General features: G+C 40.2%; 8 protein-coding genes, 1 other RNA gene and 1 other annotated feature. All 9 genes read left to right on the top strand.

The features are described 5' to 3' along the window. The first annotated feature begins 138 nt into the window (after nt 1-138). The 9 genes from ACESTK_RS18730 (at nt 139) to ACESTK_RS18690 (ending at nt 20,061) form a co-directional block, all read left to right on the top strand. Nucleotides 139-9,363: a phage tail tape measure protein gene (locus ACESTK_RS18730; RefSeq protein WP_373120485.1), complete on the top strand. Its 9,225-nt coding sequence runs from the start codon at nt 139-141 to the stop codon at nt 9,361-9,363. A 134-nt stretch (nt 9,364-9,497) separates the two neighbouring features. Beyond that, nucleotides 9,498-10,772: a tyrosine-type recombinase/integrase gene (locus ACESTK_RS18725; protein ID WP_373120484.1), complete on the top strand. Its 1,275-nt coding sequence runs from the start codon at nt 9,498-9,500 to the stop codon at nt 10,770-10,772. Between the two features lie 194 nt (nt 10,773-10,966). Then, nucleotides 10,967-11,235: a binding site (T-box leader), on the top strand. A gap of 168 nt (nt 11,236-11,403) precedes the next feature. Continuing rightward, on the top strand, nt 11,404-13,059 hold the full coding sequence (locus tag ACESTK_RS18720; protein ID WP_226837894.1) for a 2-isopropylmalate synthase: 1,656 nt from the start codon (nt 11,404-11,406) through the stop codon (nt 13,057-13,059). A 466-nt stretch (nt 13,060-13,525) separates the two neighbouring features. Next, the gene (locus tag ACESTK_RS18715; protein ID WP_226855646.1) at nt 13,526-14,455 is read left to right on the top strand and encodes a cell wall hydrolase; all 930 of its coding nucleotides are present in this window, start codon (nt 13,526-13,528) and stop codon (nt 14,453-14,455) included. Nucleotides 14,456-14,673: 218 nt separating this feature from the next. Then, on the top strand, nt 14,674-16,164 hold the full coding sequence (thrC, locus tag ACESTK_RS18710; RefSeq protein ID WP_118578462.1) for a threonine synthase: 1,491 nt from the start codon (nt 14,674-14,676) through the stop codon (nt 16,162-16,164). Nucleotides 16,165-16,238: 74 nt separating this feature from the next. Next, a non-coding RNA gene (ssrS, locus tag ACESTK_RS18705) (6S RNA) lies at nt 16,239-16,416 on the top strand. A gap of 21 nt (nt 16,417-16,437) precedes the next feature. Next, nucleotides 16,438-17,496: an aldose epimerase family protein gene (locus tag ACESTK_RS18700; RefSeq protein ID WP_118578461.1), complete on the top strand. Its 1,059-nt coding sequence runs from the start codon at nt 16,438-16,440 to the stop codon at nt 17,494-17,496. 132 nt (nt 17,497-17,628) lie between these two features. After that, on the top strand, nt 17,629-18,810 hold the full coding sequence (locus tag ACESTK_RS18695) for a SpoIID/LytB domain-containing protein (RefSeq protein WP_195380337.1): 1,182 nt from the start codon (nt 17,629-17,631) through the stop codon (nt 18,808-18,810). 255 nt (nt 18,811-19,065) lie between these two features. After that, entirely contained in the window at nt 19,066-20,061 is a 996-nt protein-coding gene (locus ACESTK_RS18690; RefSeq protein WP_173715516.1) for a YihY/virulence factor BrkB family protein, read from the top strand. Nucleotides 20,062-20,136: the final 75 nt, after the last annotated feature.

The following is a 20,136-nucleotide window of genomic DNA, read 5'->3' as shown; positions in this document are numbered from 1 at the left end:
CGTTTATTTATATTTATTATCTTATGAAAACCCGATGAAACTATAACAAAATCAAAACATATAAATATATTTATATAGTTTTGATTTATAAAACATATAAATATATTTACAAAACTACAATAAGGAGGAAATCTATTTATGAGTGATTTTATCATGCAAATTGGAGCTGACCTGGATTTATCGAAAGTCCAGGAGCAGCTTAATTCGATAAAAAATCAAAAAGTAACTCTTGATGTTGAAATCAAGGGGAATGATGATGCACACAATTTGGCAAAGAGTATTGAAAAAGGACTGAAAGCCACGAAAATTGATACATCTGGGCTGAGTAAACAGTTAGCTGACGCTTTTAATATTACGGACAAGTCTGCAATCAGTAAACTGAAATCCCAGATCAACAGTGTAATGTCAGAGCTAAGTAAGACTTGGAATGGCAAAGAGTTCAATCTACAGGGTGGCAAGGGTAACGCTTTTATATCTGGGCTGAGTGACTTAGCAAACAGTGTTGCCGAAAATGCCAATATCATTCAGGGAAAGATGGGAATTTACGATGAATTTTATAATTATTTCAAAAATAAGAAGATTTACATATCTGATGATCTGAAGAAAGCTTTGTCCGGTGATGATTACAAGGAGCTTCTAAACAATAATATAGGTCACATTGTTAAAGATGCAAGCAAAGGTGTGTCTATTGACTCCATTTGGGGCGAAATGACAAGCATGTTCCCGGAACATTTTGCGGATAATATTACCAACCAGGCGGATCAGATTAAAAGAGCCTTTGAAGTATTAGCACAAGCACGACAGGACATGACGCAGGTTATATCTGCACAAGATATGTCACCGGAACAGGCAGCTGGGATTAAATCAGATGCATTTGACAATGTAATAGCAATGGCTAACCAGATGCGAGAGAAGCTTCAGCAGAATATTGAGAGTGCTTCAGAAGAAGTGAAGAATACATATGACCTTGATGTTGATATAAACACAGAGAAAATTGTATCTGACATAAGGAATGCTATTCAATCTGCTACTGGTTCGGAAGATGCAGTAAAAATTAATGTGAAGATCAATGATGAAGAGTTGCTGTCTCAGATGAGGTCTGCTATTAGTCAGTTAGCCACTGGGGATGAGCCAGTACAGGTTGATATTCAAGTTAATAAGCAGAGCTTGGAGAGTGATCTGGAAGTAGCACTGAAAGACGTAGAGCTTCCTGTTAAATTTAAGATTGACTCAGAACAAATGGCAGCTGATATTCAGGCGGCTGTTAATCAGATTACAGACGTTGAAATCAACTTGAGGGTTAATACAGATAGTCTGCGAAGCTCTGTTGAGGGGGCTGTGAACAGTGGTGGAAATAGCGTTCCAACCATTGATACATCCGGGTATGCTGAGATGCAGAATATCATTAATGGTCTTAATAATGCAGGTGTTCAGGGACAAAGTGTGTTCCAGAGTTTTGGCAATACACTGAAAGACGCTTTCAGTACATTTACAGCTGCTAATTTGCTGACTGATGCAATATATAAAGTTGGTGACGCTGCGAAAGAAGCTGTGAGTACGGTTAAGTCATTAGACGATCAGATTGTTTCACTCCAATTAGCAACAGGAAAATCTTACAATGTTGTAAGCGGTATGATGAAAGATTATGTATCGCTCGGAGCGGATCTTGGCGCTATAGGCGAAACGGTCTCAGAGGGTGCCACGGCATGGCTTCGTCAGGGAAAGAGCATACAAGAAGTTAATGATTTGGTAAAGTCTTCTGTAATCTTTTCAAAAGTTGGTGACATGTCAGCGGAGGATGCAACAAAATATTTAACTGCAAGTTTAAATGGATATAAATTGCAGACGGATGCTGCTCAGTCGGTTATTGACGCCATAAGTGCGATTGATTTGTCAGCTGCGGTAAGTTCTTCTGATTTGGCTGAAGGTATGTCAAGGGTTGCAGTTCTGGCGGATCAATCAGAAGTTTCCATGAATAAACTGCTAGGCTATTTAGCTACTATGTCTGAAGTACAGCAAGCAGGTGGCGCAAAAACTGGTAGTGCAATGAAAAGTATTCTAAGTAGGATGTATAACATCAAAACAGGTAAGTTGGAATTGGTTGATGAGGATGGAACAACTGAGAAATTATCTGATGTTGAGACCACACTTGCAAATGTAGGAATTAATCTTAGAAAAACTATGACGGAATACAACAGTGCTTCTGATGTATTAGATGCTCTTGCTGCAAAATGGGACACTCTGAACCAGGCACAGCAGAAGGCCATAAGTGTCAGTCTAGCCGGAAAAAATTATAACAACTTTTTCAATTCGCTCATGGAGAACTACGACCGTGTACAAAAATATACTGATGTTGCTGCTAACTCAGAAGGCAATGGTGAGCAAAAGTTTGACTTATATTTGCAAGGACTTGAGGCAAAGACTAATTCATTAAAAGCTTCCCTGGAATCTTTATCTTCTAGCGTGATCTCTCGAGATTTATATGCGGGATTTCTGGATGGCTCAAAAGCAGTTGTAGACTTCACGGAGAAAACAGGACTTCTCAAAGGAGCTTTAGCTGGATTAGGAACAGCTGGTGCGACCTATGCTCTTAGTCAGTTAGTAAGTATGGTTACCAGTGCAACAAAAGAATTTTCCAATTTGTCAAATGCTTTGAAGTTAGTTAAAGCAGCGGAGAGTGCTGGAACATTTGACACATCTAATATGGCAAATCTTATTAATCTTACAAAAGGTCTATCAGAATCTCAGACCAAACTTGTGTTATCCAGTACAGCATTATCAGATGCACAGAGAGTAGCAGTGCTGATGGGGCAAGGCATGACTGAAGCACAGGCGAGTGCTGCGGTTGCTTCTATGGGATTAGCAAGTGCTGAAACGACTGCTACCGGAGCAACAGTTTCATTGAGTTCTGCGCTATCAGGCTTAATGTCTACATTGTTAGCAAATCCACTAATCTTGATAGCCGCAGGAGTGGCAGCAGTGGTTAGTGCTTTTTCCGCATATAAAAGATCAATTGAGGAAGCTGTTGACAAAGCACAAGAAGCTGGAAACGCTTGGGAGGATAATAATACCTCATTACAGAGCAATATTGACAAAATTACAGAACTTCGTACAGCTCTTGATAATGGTACACTGACTGAAGAAGAGGCTTACCAGGCGAAATCTGATCTGTTGGAAATCCAGGATTCCTTAACAGAGAGCTACGGTAATCAAGCGCAAGGCATAGATTTAGTGAATGGCAGCCTTCAAACACAGATAAATAAACTCAAAGAGTTATCTACTGAAGAATCCAAACGGTTCCTTAATGAGAATAAAAAAGGTGTTGAAGAAACAGAGAAGCAGATGGAAAAAGAACGTCATGCTTATTTAGGACAATATTCTGATAATGGTTCTGGCGAGTCAAACGCCATCAATCAAGCAATCACCAAGCTCAGAAAGAAATACGGTGCTGATGTGTTTAAGCTCCAAGAAGGCATGGAGGGAACAGGAAATCTTGAAATTCAGTTTACAGCAGATGCTTCTACAGCCAAGGATGCACTGAATGATTTTATGAACGAAATAAGATCAATCCAAGAGCAATATGGAGAGAGTGATGTACTGACAAGCTTATCCAATTATGCCGCTGGTGGACTGGATGAAGCTAATGACATTCTGTCAGAGTACCAGGATCTTTTCAACCAGGCGAAACAAGCTGAGTTATTTTCCGATAAACAACAATATTCCGGTAAGACTGCGCTGGAATGGTTAAATAAATACGAAGACGCGGTAAATAAATACAATGACGCAATATCGGGTGGGAACGCAGACGAGATTGCAGATGCAAAGCAATATTATGATGATATCAACAAGAGTGTTCAGGTTCTTATGAACACAGATGCCTCTAAGTATTCCTCACAATTTAAGGAGATTGGAGATCAGCTAAACACGGCTGCCATAAAAGCCAATGAGTTCAACCAGGCTTTATCCGGTGAGGGTGAAAATGGATTCCAGAAACATTTACAGAGTGTAGCTGAAGAGATCAAGAAGTTAAATATGGATGATGCAGATTTTAAGGCAGCTGTAGCTTCAGGTGATGTGGATTCCATTAATTATCTTGTAGAAGCTGCTAAAAATGCAGGAATCATTACTGGAAAATCTGCTAGTGAGATTCAACCTTTGATTACGGCATTGGGAAATCTGGGTTATATCAGCAATATGTCCGCAGATGGATTGGACAATGTAGCTGATAGTGCAAGCAATGTGGATATGTCCTTCTCTGATCTTGCGAAAGAGGACAGTTCAAGCTTATTGCAAGAAATCAGTGCTGTACAAGGGGCATTAGATTCTCAGGCTATTGGCGTATCAGTCAGCTATGATGATTTTAACTCTGACGCTCTGGCTGATTATAGATCGGCTTTGGAATTCGTTAATGGAAGTTTGGTACTTAGCGAAGAGAATGTTAAAAAATTAACAAAAGCAAAAGTGGAAGAACAGGTTGCTACCAATAACACTGCAAAAGCTCAGAAGCAACAAGAGTATCTGGAAAATGCCAAGCAAATTGAGGAATTACGCCAGAAACTATTGGACAATACGGACGCTACTGGAAAGAGCGCAGAGAGCATTCAGGAACAAATTGACGGATTACTGGCAAGTAATGATGCAATTGTGGAGCAGTGTAGTCAGCTTGATTTGCTTAACTCTTCACTCATGGAATCCATTGGTATTTACCAACAATGGAAGGATGCTCAGAATGCTTCTGAATCTGGAGATATGTTTGACGATGCAATTACGGCATCCAAACAGATTGACGATACATTAAATAACACAGATTCAGACATTTATGGTAGAGTTGGACGTAAAGATTACCAGGCTTCTTTGGATTTTCTTATTCCTGATACGGTTGATAGTACAGATGAAAATGCAATCAATTCCTATTTAAGCAGCATTGACAATCTGTTTACCCACAATGAAGATGGGGAAAGAGCCGGACTTAACATAGAAGAGTTCTGCAAAAATGCAATGGATAAAGGTCTTATGGTTCTGGATGAAGCTGGTGAAAACTACCAGGTAGCAGGTGGAAAGACCATGGAAGATTTTGCCGAGGGCATGAATCTTTCAATGCCTATGGTTCAAGCAATGTTCGGTGAGATGCAGGAATTTGGAGCCAACTTCGATTGGTCAGATGAAGGTATTCAGACCATGGGCGATATTGCTGTAGCTGCCACGGAAGCTTCAGAAGCATTACGTAGTGTTGCTGGAAACGAAGACTTGAAGATCAATCTTGATGTGTCTGATCTGGAAACTACGGAAGAAAAATGCTCTGCATTGGATGATACCATATCAGAGATGAACAGTGTTAAAGCAAAGGTCGGTGTGGATTCATCAGAAGTCGATCAGGCAAATACCATAATTCAGTATTGTGTAGCTCAGAAACAAGAGTTGGAAGCACCAGCTGTAATGAATGTTGATGTAAGCCAGGTTTTCGGTAAGATTGGAGAAGCTGTTGGATTGTTGCAAGAATTCCAGACAGCACAGAATACTTTGCAGATGCAAGAAACATTAGGCATGGACACCTCAGAAGCCCAGGCAAATGTTGAAGCTGTAGCAGATAAGATTAAAGGGCTTGATACGAATGTAAAAGCAACACTTTCCATTGATGATTCCTCTATTGATACGATCCAGGACAGTATTAGCAATAAGCTTACGAATGAAGTCATGGTAAAAGCCGGTATAGATGATTCTGCTATTATTGGATTCCAAGAAACAAAGCATGATGCAAAAGGTGAAGTTGACTGGGATAATGATACGACAAAAGTTGACGCGTATGCCGCTGCTCAAAAGAAAAGTGACGGTACGGTGTTGTGGAGTAATGATATTTCACAGGTAAAAACTCAATTTCAGGCTGTAGGACACATTAATTGGGGAAACACTTCTGCTCCTACTAATGGAGCTAATAGCGTGAATGGAACAGCTCATGCATCTGGAACTGCTAAGGTTAATGGTGACTGGGGAAATAAGCGTCCTGGAACTACTCTTGTGGGCGAATTAGGTCGTGAAATGTGCGTAAATCCTCATACCGGAAAATGGTATACAGTTGGAGATAACGGAGCCGAATTTGTGAATATTCCACAAGGAGCAATTGTATTTAATCATGTGCAGACTGAGGAATTGTTAAGCAATGGATTCACAGCTTCAAGAGCAATCGCGTTAGCATCCGGTACAAGTCCTGATATATCCGGTACTGCTTTTGTATCAGGCAATGCTATGGTAACAGGTGGGATCAGTGTAAAGCAAGCACAAAAATCTGTCGTATCCGGTGGTAACACTGCAAAGGCTACCAGTGCTACCAATGCAGATACCAAGGCGACCCAGAGCCATACCAAAGCTACGGAAGAATCCACAGAAACCACAAAAAAGTCCATGAAAACATTTGACTTGGTTGCTACGAGGCTGGAAACATGGGAGAAAAAGGTCAAGAAAATATCAGATCAGATTACGGATTATATCACATCTGCATTAAAGACCTCTTTGTTGAAGAAACAGATGAAAACCATGAGCAAAGAAATCTCTTCTAACACCAAAGGAGAGTTGGCTTACATGAAGAAAGCTAATTCTGTTGCTGAAAAATACACTTATTACAATAGTGATGGTGGAGAAATCAACGTTTCCATTCCTAAGAAATATCAAAAATTAGTACAATCTGGTGCGTATCGTATTGAAGATATGGACACTAGCACTGATGAAGGTAAAGCTTTAGCAGAAGCTATCTCGGAATATCAGAGTTGGTATGAGAAAGCAGAAGATTGTAAACAAGCTGTTATTGATCTGAGAAACGAACAACAGAAATTGTTTGAGCAATGGGCTAACATGCCTACGGAGAAAGCTGAGAAGAAGATTGATCGTTTGACTACCGGTTATAATGGCATTAATGCTATATCTTCCAGATTAACAGCGGCTACCAAAGGAGGATCTACTCAGGCTGTTCTTGCGCAGACAATGAAAGAGGATCTGGCTGAAGTACAGGAACAGAAGAAATCGGATAATAAAGCGTTGAAATCTGCGAAGACTGCTAATAAGAAGGCTTCCAGTGCAAAGAAAAAAGCAGACAATAAGGTTAAATCTACTGCAAAATCATTACTGAAAACAAATCTTACTGATGAACAGAAGAAACAGGTTCAAGCTGGTAAGAAAATTGATTCTACTGGTATGTCAGGTTCCCAGAAGAAAAAAGCTGACGCTTATAATAAGGCTGTGACAAACAAGACCAAAGCGAATAAGAAAGCCACATCTGCAAAATCTAAATTATCTACGGCAAAATCTAACTACAATTCATCCAATTCTACATATAAATCCATGAAGTCTAATGTGAATACAGCGCTTAATGCTTATGATTCCGGTGATTCTCTTTCTTACATGAATGGTCTGGTTGACGAACAAGTATCTGGGAAGAAGGCTGAACAAGAAGCAAGAAAAGTTGCTGTGGAACAAGCAAACGCTAATTTGACTACGACTAAGAAGCAGAAAACAACAGCTAACAAAAAGCTTGCAAAGCTTCAGAAGAAATATAAAAACAGTAAGAATCTTACAGCAGCTCAGAAAAAGAAGATTGCAACTGGCAAAGAAATTGATACAACTGGAATCACTGATGCAAAGCAGTTGAAAATTCTGACCGCCTACAATAATGCCTTAGCAGACAGTAAAAAGAAGAAAGAGAATGTAACTATTGCCACAAATGCTCTTGCAGAAGCTAATGAAAACCTTATGACAGCCGAGGTGGAATCTGCTCAGGCTACAGTGGAAGCGGTATCTACGAAATTTGATAATGCAAAAACTTACTACGAAGCACTTTTGAGTTACCAGGAACAATTGAGCAAATATCAGGAAAAGAATATAGACCTGGCAAAAGCTCACGGAGATTACGAAAAATCTTCTGACTATGATGTTAAGATAAGCAACGCTCAGGCTGAGAGGGCAATTAAACAGAATGAGCTTGATGAACTGACGAAGCAGCTAAATGATGGCGTTGAGGCTGGAACAATCGTGGAAAATTCACAAGAATGGTTGGACATGCAGACAAAAATCAAAGAAGCGCAAAATGCTGTGGCAAACTATGACACACAAATTGAGGAATTGAAGCAATCCCAGATTGGTGTTTATTACGAAGAACAGTTTGAAAGAGCTGCAGAAAAGGTTGACAGGTTCCGTGATAAGCTGGATGGTCTTAAATCATTGATTTCTGATGATATGAAGATTGATAAGAACACAGGACTTCTTACGGAATCTGGTGCTTTAGCAATTACATTAGATGTTGATGATATCCAGGCTTCAACAGAAAATTTGAAAACCTATATAAAGGAAAGACAGCAGATTATCAACGATTACAACGCTGGGAAGTTTGGTGAAGATGAATATAACCAGAAGTTGAAAGATGTTGATGAAAACATCAAGACGACAACTGCAAATATATACTCTTCCAGAAATTCTATTTTGGAACTGGTGAAATCCCAATCTCAGGCTGAATTAGATGTGCTGAACAAGGTCATTGATAAGAGGAAAGAAGCTTTGTCAGCTAAGAAAAGCTACTATGACTATGACAAGACACTGAAAAACAAGACCAAGGACATTGAAGTGTTGGAACGCCAGATTGCAGCGTTGGAAGGAAGCACCAGTGCAGAAGATAAAGCAAGAAAAGCAAAATTGCAAGAACAGCTGCAATCTGCAAAAGATGATCTGAATGACACAATTGTAGATCATGCTTATTCTATGCAGACTGATTCATTGGATAAGCTGTCTACTGATATGAGTGAAGATCTGGATAAATGGATTAATACTATAAGCTCTAATATGGAAGAAATGACTACAGCTATTAATGATGCTGTGAAGAATGCAGGACTATCCACAGCCGGAACAATCAATGCTATTTCTTCAATATTAAGACATTACGGATTATCTGATAGTGAGATTTCACAGTCTGGACTTACAAATATTACCGGTTATGCTTCTGGAACAAACTATGTAAATAAATCTGGAATTTACAGAGTGAATGAGAAAGGCATGGAATCTGTCTTTTCCAAGCAGTACGGTACGCTCACATTTTTAAACCAGGGAGACAAGGTGTTTGACGCTAATTTTACGAAACAGTTGTTAGATAATTCAACTATTGCTACACAAAAAAACATGCCTGATTATGCTGGAATGGCGAAAGCTATAGAAAAGAATATCCAAAATATTCAGAATCTAAGTGGAAACACTTATGTAAATAACTTCTATATTGATGGTGCGCAAGATACAGAGTCTATTCTGAGGGAAATTGACAAACACTTGGACAAGAAAATCCAGGCACATGACAAGAAACAGGTAAGAGATTTCAGAAGTTTGCATTGAAGTGAAATGCTTCATGAATGATTTTTGAATGATGTAATTTTTTAGAATTAAAACAAAGAGCTTTTAAGAAGAAATTACTGTAACAGGTAAATGGCTTCTTGGAAGCTCTTTTTGAATATATTGAGGTAATTTTTATGGAAATAACAAATTGTGCAACACAGGAAACAACAAATGCAGCAGTAATGGGACTTGGATCAAATGAACAGGAAATGTTGAATTTTGCAATCAAAAATGGTATCATCAACTTACCACATTTGCAGGATCAAGTTGAAATGATGAAGAATGCGGAAATTTTACAAAATCATCAATATAAGATATGGCAAGGAAATAATCAAAAGTGGTATACATATTTACCGGATGGCGAAGATGGACGTAAACAGGTAAAAAGGTCTACAAAGGCAGCCATTGAAAAAGCAGTGATTCAGTATTACCGCAAAAATCCCAAAGAAGAGCGCAAGATAAAAACTTTTAAAGATGCCTATGAGCATTGGCGTAGTGTCCAAGATTCTCTGGTTTGTCATAATACCGTATGTAAATATAATACAGATCGCAAAAGGTATTTCGATGGCACCCCATTTGTAAAAAAGAATATTCAGGACATGACGGAAGAAGATATAAAGGTTTTTATCGTAAAAACAGTTAAAGAAAAAGAACTATGCAAAAAGGCGTGTAAAACATTATTCAGTTATATTAAGAATACAATCTACAGCGCAAGAGTGAATAAAGCCATTGTTGGTGATCCTATGGAATTCTTGCAAGCAAAACAGTTCTATCAGTATTGTGTAGAAAAAGAAAAGCCTTTAGAGCAAAAGATTTTTTCTGATTTGGACTTGAACAGTCTACATGAGAGATTTGATCTTGACCATGAGAAAAAACCAGATTATATACCGACATATGCGGTACAGTTAGCTTCTTTAACAGGGATGAGGGTAGGGGAAATTGTTGCGCTCAAATGGGAAGACATTAAGGTGGATTATATCGTCATTAACAAGTCTGAAAAATACGATAGGATTACAAAAGAGTATTTTATTGATAAGACTAAGAATAAGAAAGACAGAGTTTTCCCAAAGACTAAAGAGATTGAGAAGCTGTTTAATACAATAAAATACGTCGAACAGACAAATGGATTTTTGTGCGAATGGGTATTCGCGAATAAAGACGGTAGGATTCATGCGCCAATGGTATCTTCTTGTATTAAGAACAAATGCAAGCAGCAAGGTATAAGAAATAGAGGAATTCATTCTTTCAGAAAAACGGTAAATTCTAAATTGAAATGTAATGGAGTCTCTACAACTGTTGCGGCTTCTCTACTTGGTCATACTGAAGAAGTAAATGAAAAATATTACACTTTTGATACAACAGATTTGAAATATAAAACAAAAATTATTGAAGATATTGAAGTAAAATAACAAAAGTAATCAAGGTAATCAAAAATATTTGACTATCAAACAAATAAAAACACTTGATTTTTAAGGGATTAAGGAGTATAGTAAGGAAGTCATTTGGGGGCCGTGAGGTCGCAGGTTCAAATCCTGTTGCCCCGATTAGTCATTGACAAGTGACTTGAAAAATGTTAAGGTAATAACCACAAAGAACATATAAGAGAAATGCTTTGATAAGGAGTAGTACACAGGTACCAGAGCGCAGAGAGTCATCGGGTGGTGTGAGATGACGGAAGGAAACTGTAGAACTCGCCTTGGAGCAGCTGTCTGAAATTACTTCGAATGATTAGAAGAAGCGAGAGTAGACACAGCCGGATTCCACCGTTACAGGGAAAGGATATAAGGAGTAATCCCGTATCCGATAAGTGTATGGATTCTATTCATGAAATAAGAGTGGTACCGCGTAAGATGTATGTCTTCCGTCTCTTGCACCTGTATGTGTGCAGAGCTGGAGGACTTTTTTTATGTGATAGTAATTCCATTGGAATTTAATACCACATAAAGCTGCTTTATCAGACTGAGCTCTGACCCAGCAGACAAAGAATCCTTCCGTCACAGAAAAGAGAAAAATTAAATTTACAATATGGAGGAATAAAAAATGATGAATGTAAGCAAATACAAAAAACAGTATTATCTTCCACCAGAAATCTGTATGGACTGGGCAAAAAAGGACTATATTGACAAGGCACCTGCATGGTGTTCTGTAGACCTTCGTGACGGAAACCAGGCACTTGTCATCCCAATGAGCCTGGAACAGAAGGTTGAGTTTTTCAAACTTCTTGTACAGATTGGGTTTAAAGAGATTGAAGTAGGATTTCCAGCTGCTTCCGAGACAGAGTATACGTTCCTTCGTACTCTGATCGATCGCAAACTGATTCCTGAAGATGTTACGATCCAGGTACTGACACAGGCAAGGGAGCATATTATCCGTAAAACCTTTGAAGCCGTAAAAGGTGCGCCCAAAGCTATTGTTCACGTATACAATTCCACATCTGTTGCACAGCGTGAACAGGTATTCAAGAAATCCAAAGAAGAGATTTTAAAGATTGCCGTAGAAGGTGCGAAATTATTAAAAGAACTGGCTGAACAGACAGAAGGAAACTTCCAGTTTGAGTATAGTCCGGAGAGCTTTACAGGAACTGAGCCGGAATATGCCCTTGAGGTCTGCAATGCGGTTATCGATGTATGGCAGCCGACTCCGGACAACAAATGTATCATCAACCTTCCGGTAACAGTGGAGCATTCCATGCCGCATGTATATGCGAGTCAGGTTGAATATATGTGCAAACATATGCTTCGCCGTGAAAATGTAATCGTTTCCTTACATCCTCACAATGACAGAGGTTGTGGTGTGGCAGATTCTGAAATGGGAATTCTTGCCGGAGCAGACCGCATCGAGGGAACTCTTTTTGGAAACGGAGAGCGTACTGGTAATGTTGATATTGTAACACTTGGAATGAACATGTATTCCCAGGGAGTAGATCCGAAGCTTGACTTCTCCGATATGCCTCACATCTGCGAGGTGTATGAGCGTTGCACGGGAATGACAGTTGGAGAGAGAAGTCCATACAGTGGAGCACTTGTTTTTGCAGCATTTTCTGGTTCCCATCAGGATGCAATTGCCAAAGGTATGCACTGGATCGAGGAAAAAGATCCGAACCGCTGGACAGTTCCGTATCTGCCAATTGATCCCACAGATGTTGGACGTAATTATGATGCAGATGTTATCCGTATCAACAGCCAGTCTGGCAAAGGCGGCGTAGGCTACATTCTGGAAACAAAATACGGTCTGAACCTTCCGCCAAAAATGCGTGAGGCAATGGGTTACGCAGCCAAGGGTGTTTCTGATCACCTTCATAAAGAGCTTCATCCAGATGAAATCTTTGATCTGTTCAAAAAGACTTTTGAGAATGTGGGACAGCCGTACAGCATTAATGAAGTGCACTTCCAGCAGACGAGCGAGGGAATTACAACTAAGGTAACCTCCACATTTAATGGAAAAACAATTACCACAGAGGCTGTGGGAAATGGACGTCTTGACGCAGTGAGCAATGCCCTGAAGAAAGCATACGAATTGAAGTATTCTCTGGAAGTATACCAGGAACATGCGTTAGAGCGCAGCTCCAGTTCCAAGGCTATAGCATATGTTGGAATCAAGAAACCTGACGGAACTATGGCGTGGGGAGCAGGCGTAGACCCGGATATTATCCGTGCTTCCATTGATGCACTTGTAACAGCAATTAATAACCGCTGAGAGATTTGTTTAAACCTTATTTATAATAAGAAGCATATTTGATAACAAAAAGACAAACCACCGCAAATCAGTTCATAAAAAAGACTGTGCGGTGGTTTGCTGCTTTGAAAGGTAACGGCGCTTTTTGTCAGAATTCGGCGATAAAAAAGGTTTGACGAACAGAAAAAGAAAAGCTATAATAAAATCCATAAGAAGGGGAGAAATAACCATACCTAAGAATAAAAGGGGACAAATAGAAACAGGGTAAATTTATCAAAAATATTACATGATTTTTGAATGAATCATCCTATTTCTTTCTTGTTGCCTTTCTTTTTTTACCTGTTTTTAGCGAAAAAAGCTATAGAAAGCAAAAAAAACTTGACATTTTGGAGTTTATTAAATATAATTTTCCTATAAATTACAGAAATGTTACAGAATAAATAATAAAAGAAATCAAAACATAACAGAAGTGCAAGGAAAGAAGAATATGAAATTAAAAAGAAGTTTACAACATGTAACAACTTGCAAGAGCGATGCCCAGAAAAAAAAGAATGGAAATGCTCTTGTACATAATTTTATAGCTCTTAGCGCCTGCGCCACGTTGGCAATGATTTTGGCAGTTGGAACGAAGGTGGCGGAGTTTGGTCCACGGAGCCAGGTATATGCAGCTTCGGACAAAGAGAACAGATCCGCGGATGCCTGGACTGACCTTGGAAGTGTAGAGTATGATCTGCCTACCGGAATTGCCGGTATGGTAACCAGTGTTGCAGATACTCCTTCAGCAGGAACATCTGTAACAAGAATTGGAACTTCATGCGAGAGAGTCATGGTAGGCCAGCGCGTGAAGCAGATAAAAGGAAACGTGGATGAGCTGAATGTAGGGGACTCTATGGCTGATACAGTTGCGAGCCTTGATGCAGCTGCAGTATCCATGTCTGCAAATCCGAAGATCATGTCGGACGCAGATTATGATAACCTGCTTCATATAGTAGAGGCAGAGGCGGGCACAGAGGACATTAAAGGTCGTGTACTAATCGCAAATGTAATTATGAACCGCCTTTCCCATGAGGAATTTCCAGATACCATTACAGGTGTTATTCTGGATCAGAGAAATGGAATTCCTCAGTTTTCACCTGTTTACGATGGTAAGTTTTATGAAGTAACGGTAACAGATGAGACCAGGGAAGCTGTGAAACAGGCATTAGAGGGAACTGACTATTCAGAAGGAGCTCTGTTCTTTGTTCAGCGTTCTGCTGCGGACAAAAAGAACGTGTCCTGGTTTGATACGGATTTAAAAAAATTATTTAAATATGGTGTTCACGAGTTTTACACCTACCCGGATGAAGCTAAGTCACAGAACACTGAGAATGAAACCTCAGAAGATGACACAAATGTTGTTCAGATGGTGAAAAAATAATATTTTAATAACAGTAACATTCTGTAATAAAGAGATATAAGCCGCCAGGAAATTACAATTCCAGGTGGCTTTTTCAAATTGGGTGTTGATTTAGCACGGTGAAGTATGTATAATACCTGTAAAGTTAAAATATGATAACAAAGAGAGGATGACTGTCGGAAGGTTACAGATTCCGGAATGTGTACCTCATAACAATAAGCGAAAGGCAGGAATAACAAATGCAGGTAATGTACCAGAGCACCAGAGGAAAAGGAGAACCGGTAACCGCTTCCCAGGCTATTTTAAAGGGACTTTCTGAAGATGGAGGACTGTTTGTACCAACACAGATTCCGGCACTTGATGTTTCTATGGATGAACTTTCCAGAATGACTTATCAGGAAACTGCTTATCAGGTAATGAGCCGCCTTCTTACTGACTTTACAGAAGAAGAGCTGCGCACTTGTATCAACCGAGCATATGACAAGAAGTTTGACACAGATGTGATCGCACCTCTTAAGGAAGCTGACGGGGCATATTATCTGGAACTTTTCCATGGTCCTACAATTGCATTTAAAGACATGGCACTTTCCATTTTGCCATATCTTATGACGACTGCAGCAAGAAAGAATAATGTAAAAAATGAAATCGTTATCCTGACTGCGACCTCCGGAGATACTGGAAAAGCAGCACTTGCAGGTTTTGCCGATGTTCCGGGAACCAGGATTATTGTATTCTATCCGAAACATGGCGTAAGCCCGATCCAGGAGAAGCAGATGGTAACCCAGAAAGGTGCCAATACTTACGTTGTGGGTATCACAGGTAATTTTGACGATGCCCAGACAGCTGTAAAGAAAATGTTCAATGATAAAGAACTGGCAGCAGAGCTTTCCCAGGCTGGATTCCAGTTCTCTTCTGCAAACTCCATTAACATTGGACGTCTTGTTCCCCAGATCGTTTATTATGTATATGCATATGCTGCGCTGGTGCGCCAGAACAAGATCGAAGCCGGACAGGAGATCAATATAGTAGTTCCTACAGGAAATTTTGGAAACATTCTGGCAGCATTTTATGCAAAACAGATGGGACTTCCGGTGAACAAGCTGATTTGTGCTTCTAATGAGAACAAGGTTCTGTTTGATTTCTTCTCCACAGGTACATACAATAGAAAGAGAGACTTTATCCTTACCAGTTCTCCATCTATGGATATTTTGATTTCCAGCAATCTGGAGCGCCTGATCTATCGCATTACAGGCGGAAATCCTGAGGAGTGTGCAAAACTTATGGAAAATCTTTCCAAGGGTGGTGAATACACTATTACACCTGAGATGAAAGCCCAGCTGAAGGATTTCTATGGAAACTACTGCTCCGAAGAAGAGACGAAGGAAGCTATCCGCGAAGTATATAAGACAAGTGATTATGTGATTGATACACATACTGCAGTTGCTGCTGGCGTATACAAAAAATATGTGAAAGATACCGGAGATAAGATTCCGGCAGTTATTGCTTCTACAGCAAGTCCATACAAGTTTACCAGAAGTGTTATGGATGCAATCTCCGAGGGACATGAGAATCTGGATGATTTCGGGCTTGCAGACGCACTTGAGAAGCTTTCCGGGGTGGCAGTTCCGAAGGCAGTCAACGATATCCGTACTGCACCAGTACTTCATGACCGGGTAGTAGATGCAGAAGATATGCCTGCAACTGTGAAAGAGATTCTAAAAATCAGTTAAAAATCAGTAAAAAGAATTTGTGCATTTTCTGTTGAAAAACAGTATATACTAGAGTATAATTATTTTTAGAAAAATGAATCCTGGGATGTGCGAGGCCCCTTTTATTTTTGAACCTACATTGACATCAAGGGAATCCAATATCGCAGTGCGGATGTCAGACCTCTCGTTGTGGTAGGCAGAAGTCCTGTTGAGGATACCCACCTAGCGGTTAGCTAGGCGTCAAAAGAAAGGGAACGGCATTCTGGGATTTTTTAGAACAGGGAGGCAGGTAATATGGGTGTTACAGCAAAGAAATTTGGAAACTTAACCTCTGGGGAAGAGATTACTTTATACCATCTGGAGAATAAATCCGGTGCATATGCAGAAGTGATGGATTACGGTGCCATTCTTGTGAAGCTTTGCGTTCCAGACAAAGATGGGGAGCTTACAGATGTAGTGCTTGGTTATGACGATGTTCAGCAGTACGAAGTAAATGGCTGCTTCTTTGGTGCGATCATAGGAAGAAGCGGAAACCGTATCGCAGGTGCCAGATTTTCCCTTTATGGACAGGAATACCAGCTTGACAAGAATGAGAATGACAATAATCTTCACAGCGGCCCCAATGGCTTCGAGAAGAAGATTTGGACTGTTAAGAATACAGATTCTGACAAAAATGCCATTACTTTTTCTAGAATCAGCCCGGATGGCGAGAATGGATTCCCGGGAGAATTCCAGGTGTCTGTTACATATGAATTTACAGAGGACAATACCCTGCAGATTTACTATAGCGGAATCAGTGACAAGGCGACACTGGCAAATATGACCAACCATTCCTACTTCAACCTTACAGGGGAGGGAAGCGGCAAGGTTCTTGATACATATCTTACGATCCATGCCAGAGATTATAATCCGGTGGATGAGTTCTCTATTCCTACAGGCGAATATGCAGCAGTAGAGGGTACTCCTATGGATTTTAATAAGGCGAAAAAGATTGGCCAGGAAATTGAGGCAGACTTCCAGCAGCTGAAGTACACTGGTGGATATGACCACAATTATGTGACTGACAATTACGCGAAAGGCAGTCGGAGAACGGTTGCAGTTGCTTACAATGAGACCTCTGGTATTACGATGGATGTGATTTCGGATTGTCCATGTGTGCAGTTCTATGCCGGTAATTTTGTTATTGATGAGAAGGGTAAGAATGGACATGTTTACAACAAGCGTGAAGGCTTCTGCCTTGAGACACAGGTTGAACCAAATGCAGTAAATGTGGAAGCATTCCATTCACCAGTACTTGAAGCTGGTGAGAAGTATCAGTCTTTTACCGCATATAAATTTGACGTAAGAAAATAATTACAATACAGATATTTTTGTCTGGTTTTCTTCATATACTTTTGTATGAAGAAGACCAGATTTTTTTATGGATTGAATTATTTTCTGATTGTACTGCTGGGCTGGCTGCTTTTGTTTGGAAAAGCCGCAGAAATGAACAAGAGGAGTGAAGAAAGTGCCAAAAGGGAGCAGAAAGAAAAGAAAAAGGAAACTGACGAAAACAAGGTGCAACAACGAGAGCCTTCCATTCGCGTTCTGCTTACAGACTCGTCCTGGCAATCCTGTTATCACCAGTCAGTAACCATAGAACAAAAAGGAAAAGAACATACCTACACCCCGGATTCACAGGAGCTCCAGAATGATAGTCTGCTTCTGGACGGGGGAACTGATGGCATTGCGATTCCCTCTATTGAAAGAGCTCAGAATCCTCCTGTTTATTATGGAACTCTGGAAATTAAAAAGACAGCGCAGGGGCTGCTGATTATTAATGAATTGTCCCTGGAAGCTTATCTGGAAGCTGTAGTCCCAAGTGAAATGCCTGCATCCTATGAAGAACAGGCATTGATGGCCCAGGCAGTATGTGCCAGAACCTATGCAGTTTGCCAGATACAGGAAAACAGTCTGGAAAAATATGGGGCGGATGTAGATGACAGCGTGAATTATCAGGTTTACAACAATTTTGGGGCAGATAAAAGAACAAATAAAGCAGTACAGGATACAAAAGGTCAGATCCTATGCCAGAATGGAGAACCGATTACGGCTTATTATTTTTCTACATCAGCAGGCAGGACAAGCACAGATGAGATATGGGGAGCAGACAGGTCAGCAGCTTATCTGAAAAGTGTAGAATGTGATTTTGACCAGAATATGCCATGGAGCAGCTGGAGCGTGGAAATTCCCTGGGAAACTTTGGAGAAACGATCGGGAAATCTGGAAGGCAGTGGGAAATTTATAGGACTTCAGGTTATTAAAAAGAATATCAGTGGTGCAGTTACGGGAATGGAGATTGTGACGGAAAATAAAAGTATACAGCTGGAAGGCGAATATGAAATACGGCAATTTCTTTCCCCGGCAGGGTGTTTGATTACAGAAAAAGATGGAAGTATTGTGAACGGCAGTAATCTTCTGCCAAGCGCCTATTTTGAACTGAACGTGAAATCCGGTAAGGCAGTACAGATTCAGGGGAAAGGGTATGGACACGGTGTGGGAATGAGCCAGAACGGGGCAAATGAAATGGCCAGGGAAGGCTATGGCTGGCAGGATATCCTAAATTATTTTTTTAAGGATATTACGTTGGAAGTGGTGGGGAATAACCTGTCAAAGCGGGAAACATGACATTTTGCAAGGTATTTTTGTGAACAAAGTTCACAGAAAACCCGAGAATTAAGTTTGCGCAGCAAACGCTGCTGTTTGTGCTTGTCACAGGAAGGTTCGTCTTTTTGTGCATCGCGAAGCGTTTACTGATTATGGAGTGAACAGTAATTGTTGCTGTGAACGGAAAGAACAGTAACACCAGGAAAAAGTAGACAGAAAGCATGTTTCGTGATATGATACAAAAAATGATTACGAAAATGTAACAGGAGCAATCATATGGATAAGAAGAAAGAAAAACAGAGCGTTCTCCAGCTTCTGTTCGGTTTTATGGACAGGGCAAATGGAGACCATGTGGGAGCTTATGCGGCACAGGCAGCATATTTCCTGATTATGTCTTTTATTCCGTTTATTCTGTTTCTCACGACTATAATTCGATATACACCTTTAACATACAATATGGTCAGCGAAACCATCCGGGCATTTGTGCCCCACAATATACAGAATTTTGTGCTTACCATTGTATCAGAAGTATATGGCAGAAGCACGGCGGTAGTTCCGATTTCTGCTATCATGGCATTGTGGTCTGCAGGAAAAGCCATGCAATCCCTTACGAACGGACTGAATAGCATTTATCACGTCCATGAGACCCGTAACTGGCTGATTACCAGAATGTATGCAGTTGTTTATACATTTCTGTTCAGCATTGCAATTATTGCAAGTCTTCTGCTTCTGGTTCTTGGAAATCAGATTCAGATTATGGCAGGAAAGTACGTTCCATTCCTTGGGAGAATTATCGGAAAGATCATTGGAGCCAGGACGGCGCTTGTATTTGCCGGACTGTTTCTGATCTTTCTGATTTTGTATAAAATGCTTCCAAACCGTAAAGCTACTTTTAAAAGTCAGGTGCCGGGAGCTCTTCTGATTGCAGCAGGGTGGTCCCTGTTTTCCTATTTCTTTTCTATTTATTTTGACATGTTTCCAGGCTTCAGCAATATGTATGGAAGCCTGACTGCGTTGATCATGGTGATGCTGTGGCTGTATATCTGTATGAATCTGCTGCTGTATGGAGCAGAGATCAACGCTTATTTTGAAAAACAGTTCAGAATGGCCCAGGCATCCATGAGGGAAATGCTCAGCCGCGAGCGCGATGAGGCGGAAAAAGAGCTTAATAAAGAGAAGAAAAAATATCTGGAAAAAGAGAATGAGAGAAAGAAAAAGATTGAGATGAAAGCTTCAGCTGAGAAAAAGAAGGAAGAGCAACAGACAAATTAACCTCTGTCAAGCGTTTTTGAAAATGTCCTAAAATAATTGAAGTATTAGCCCCGGCTTTTTGCTGGGGCTTGTTAT

This window comes from Ruminococcus sp. Marseille-P328 (genome assembly GCF_964249465.1).
Classification (GTDB): Bacteria; Bacillota; Clostridia; order Lachnospirales; family Lachnospiraceae; genus Blautia_A; species Blautia_A faecis.
This window is presented reverse-complemented; position numbering and strand designations above follow the sequence as displayed.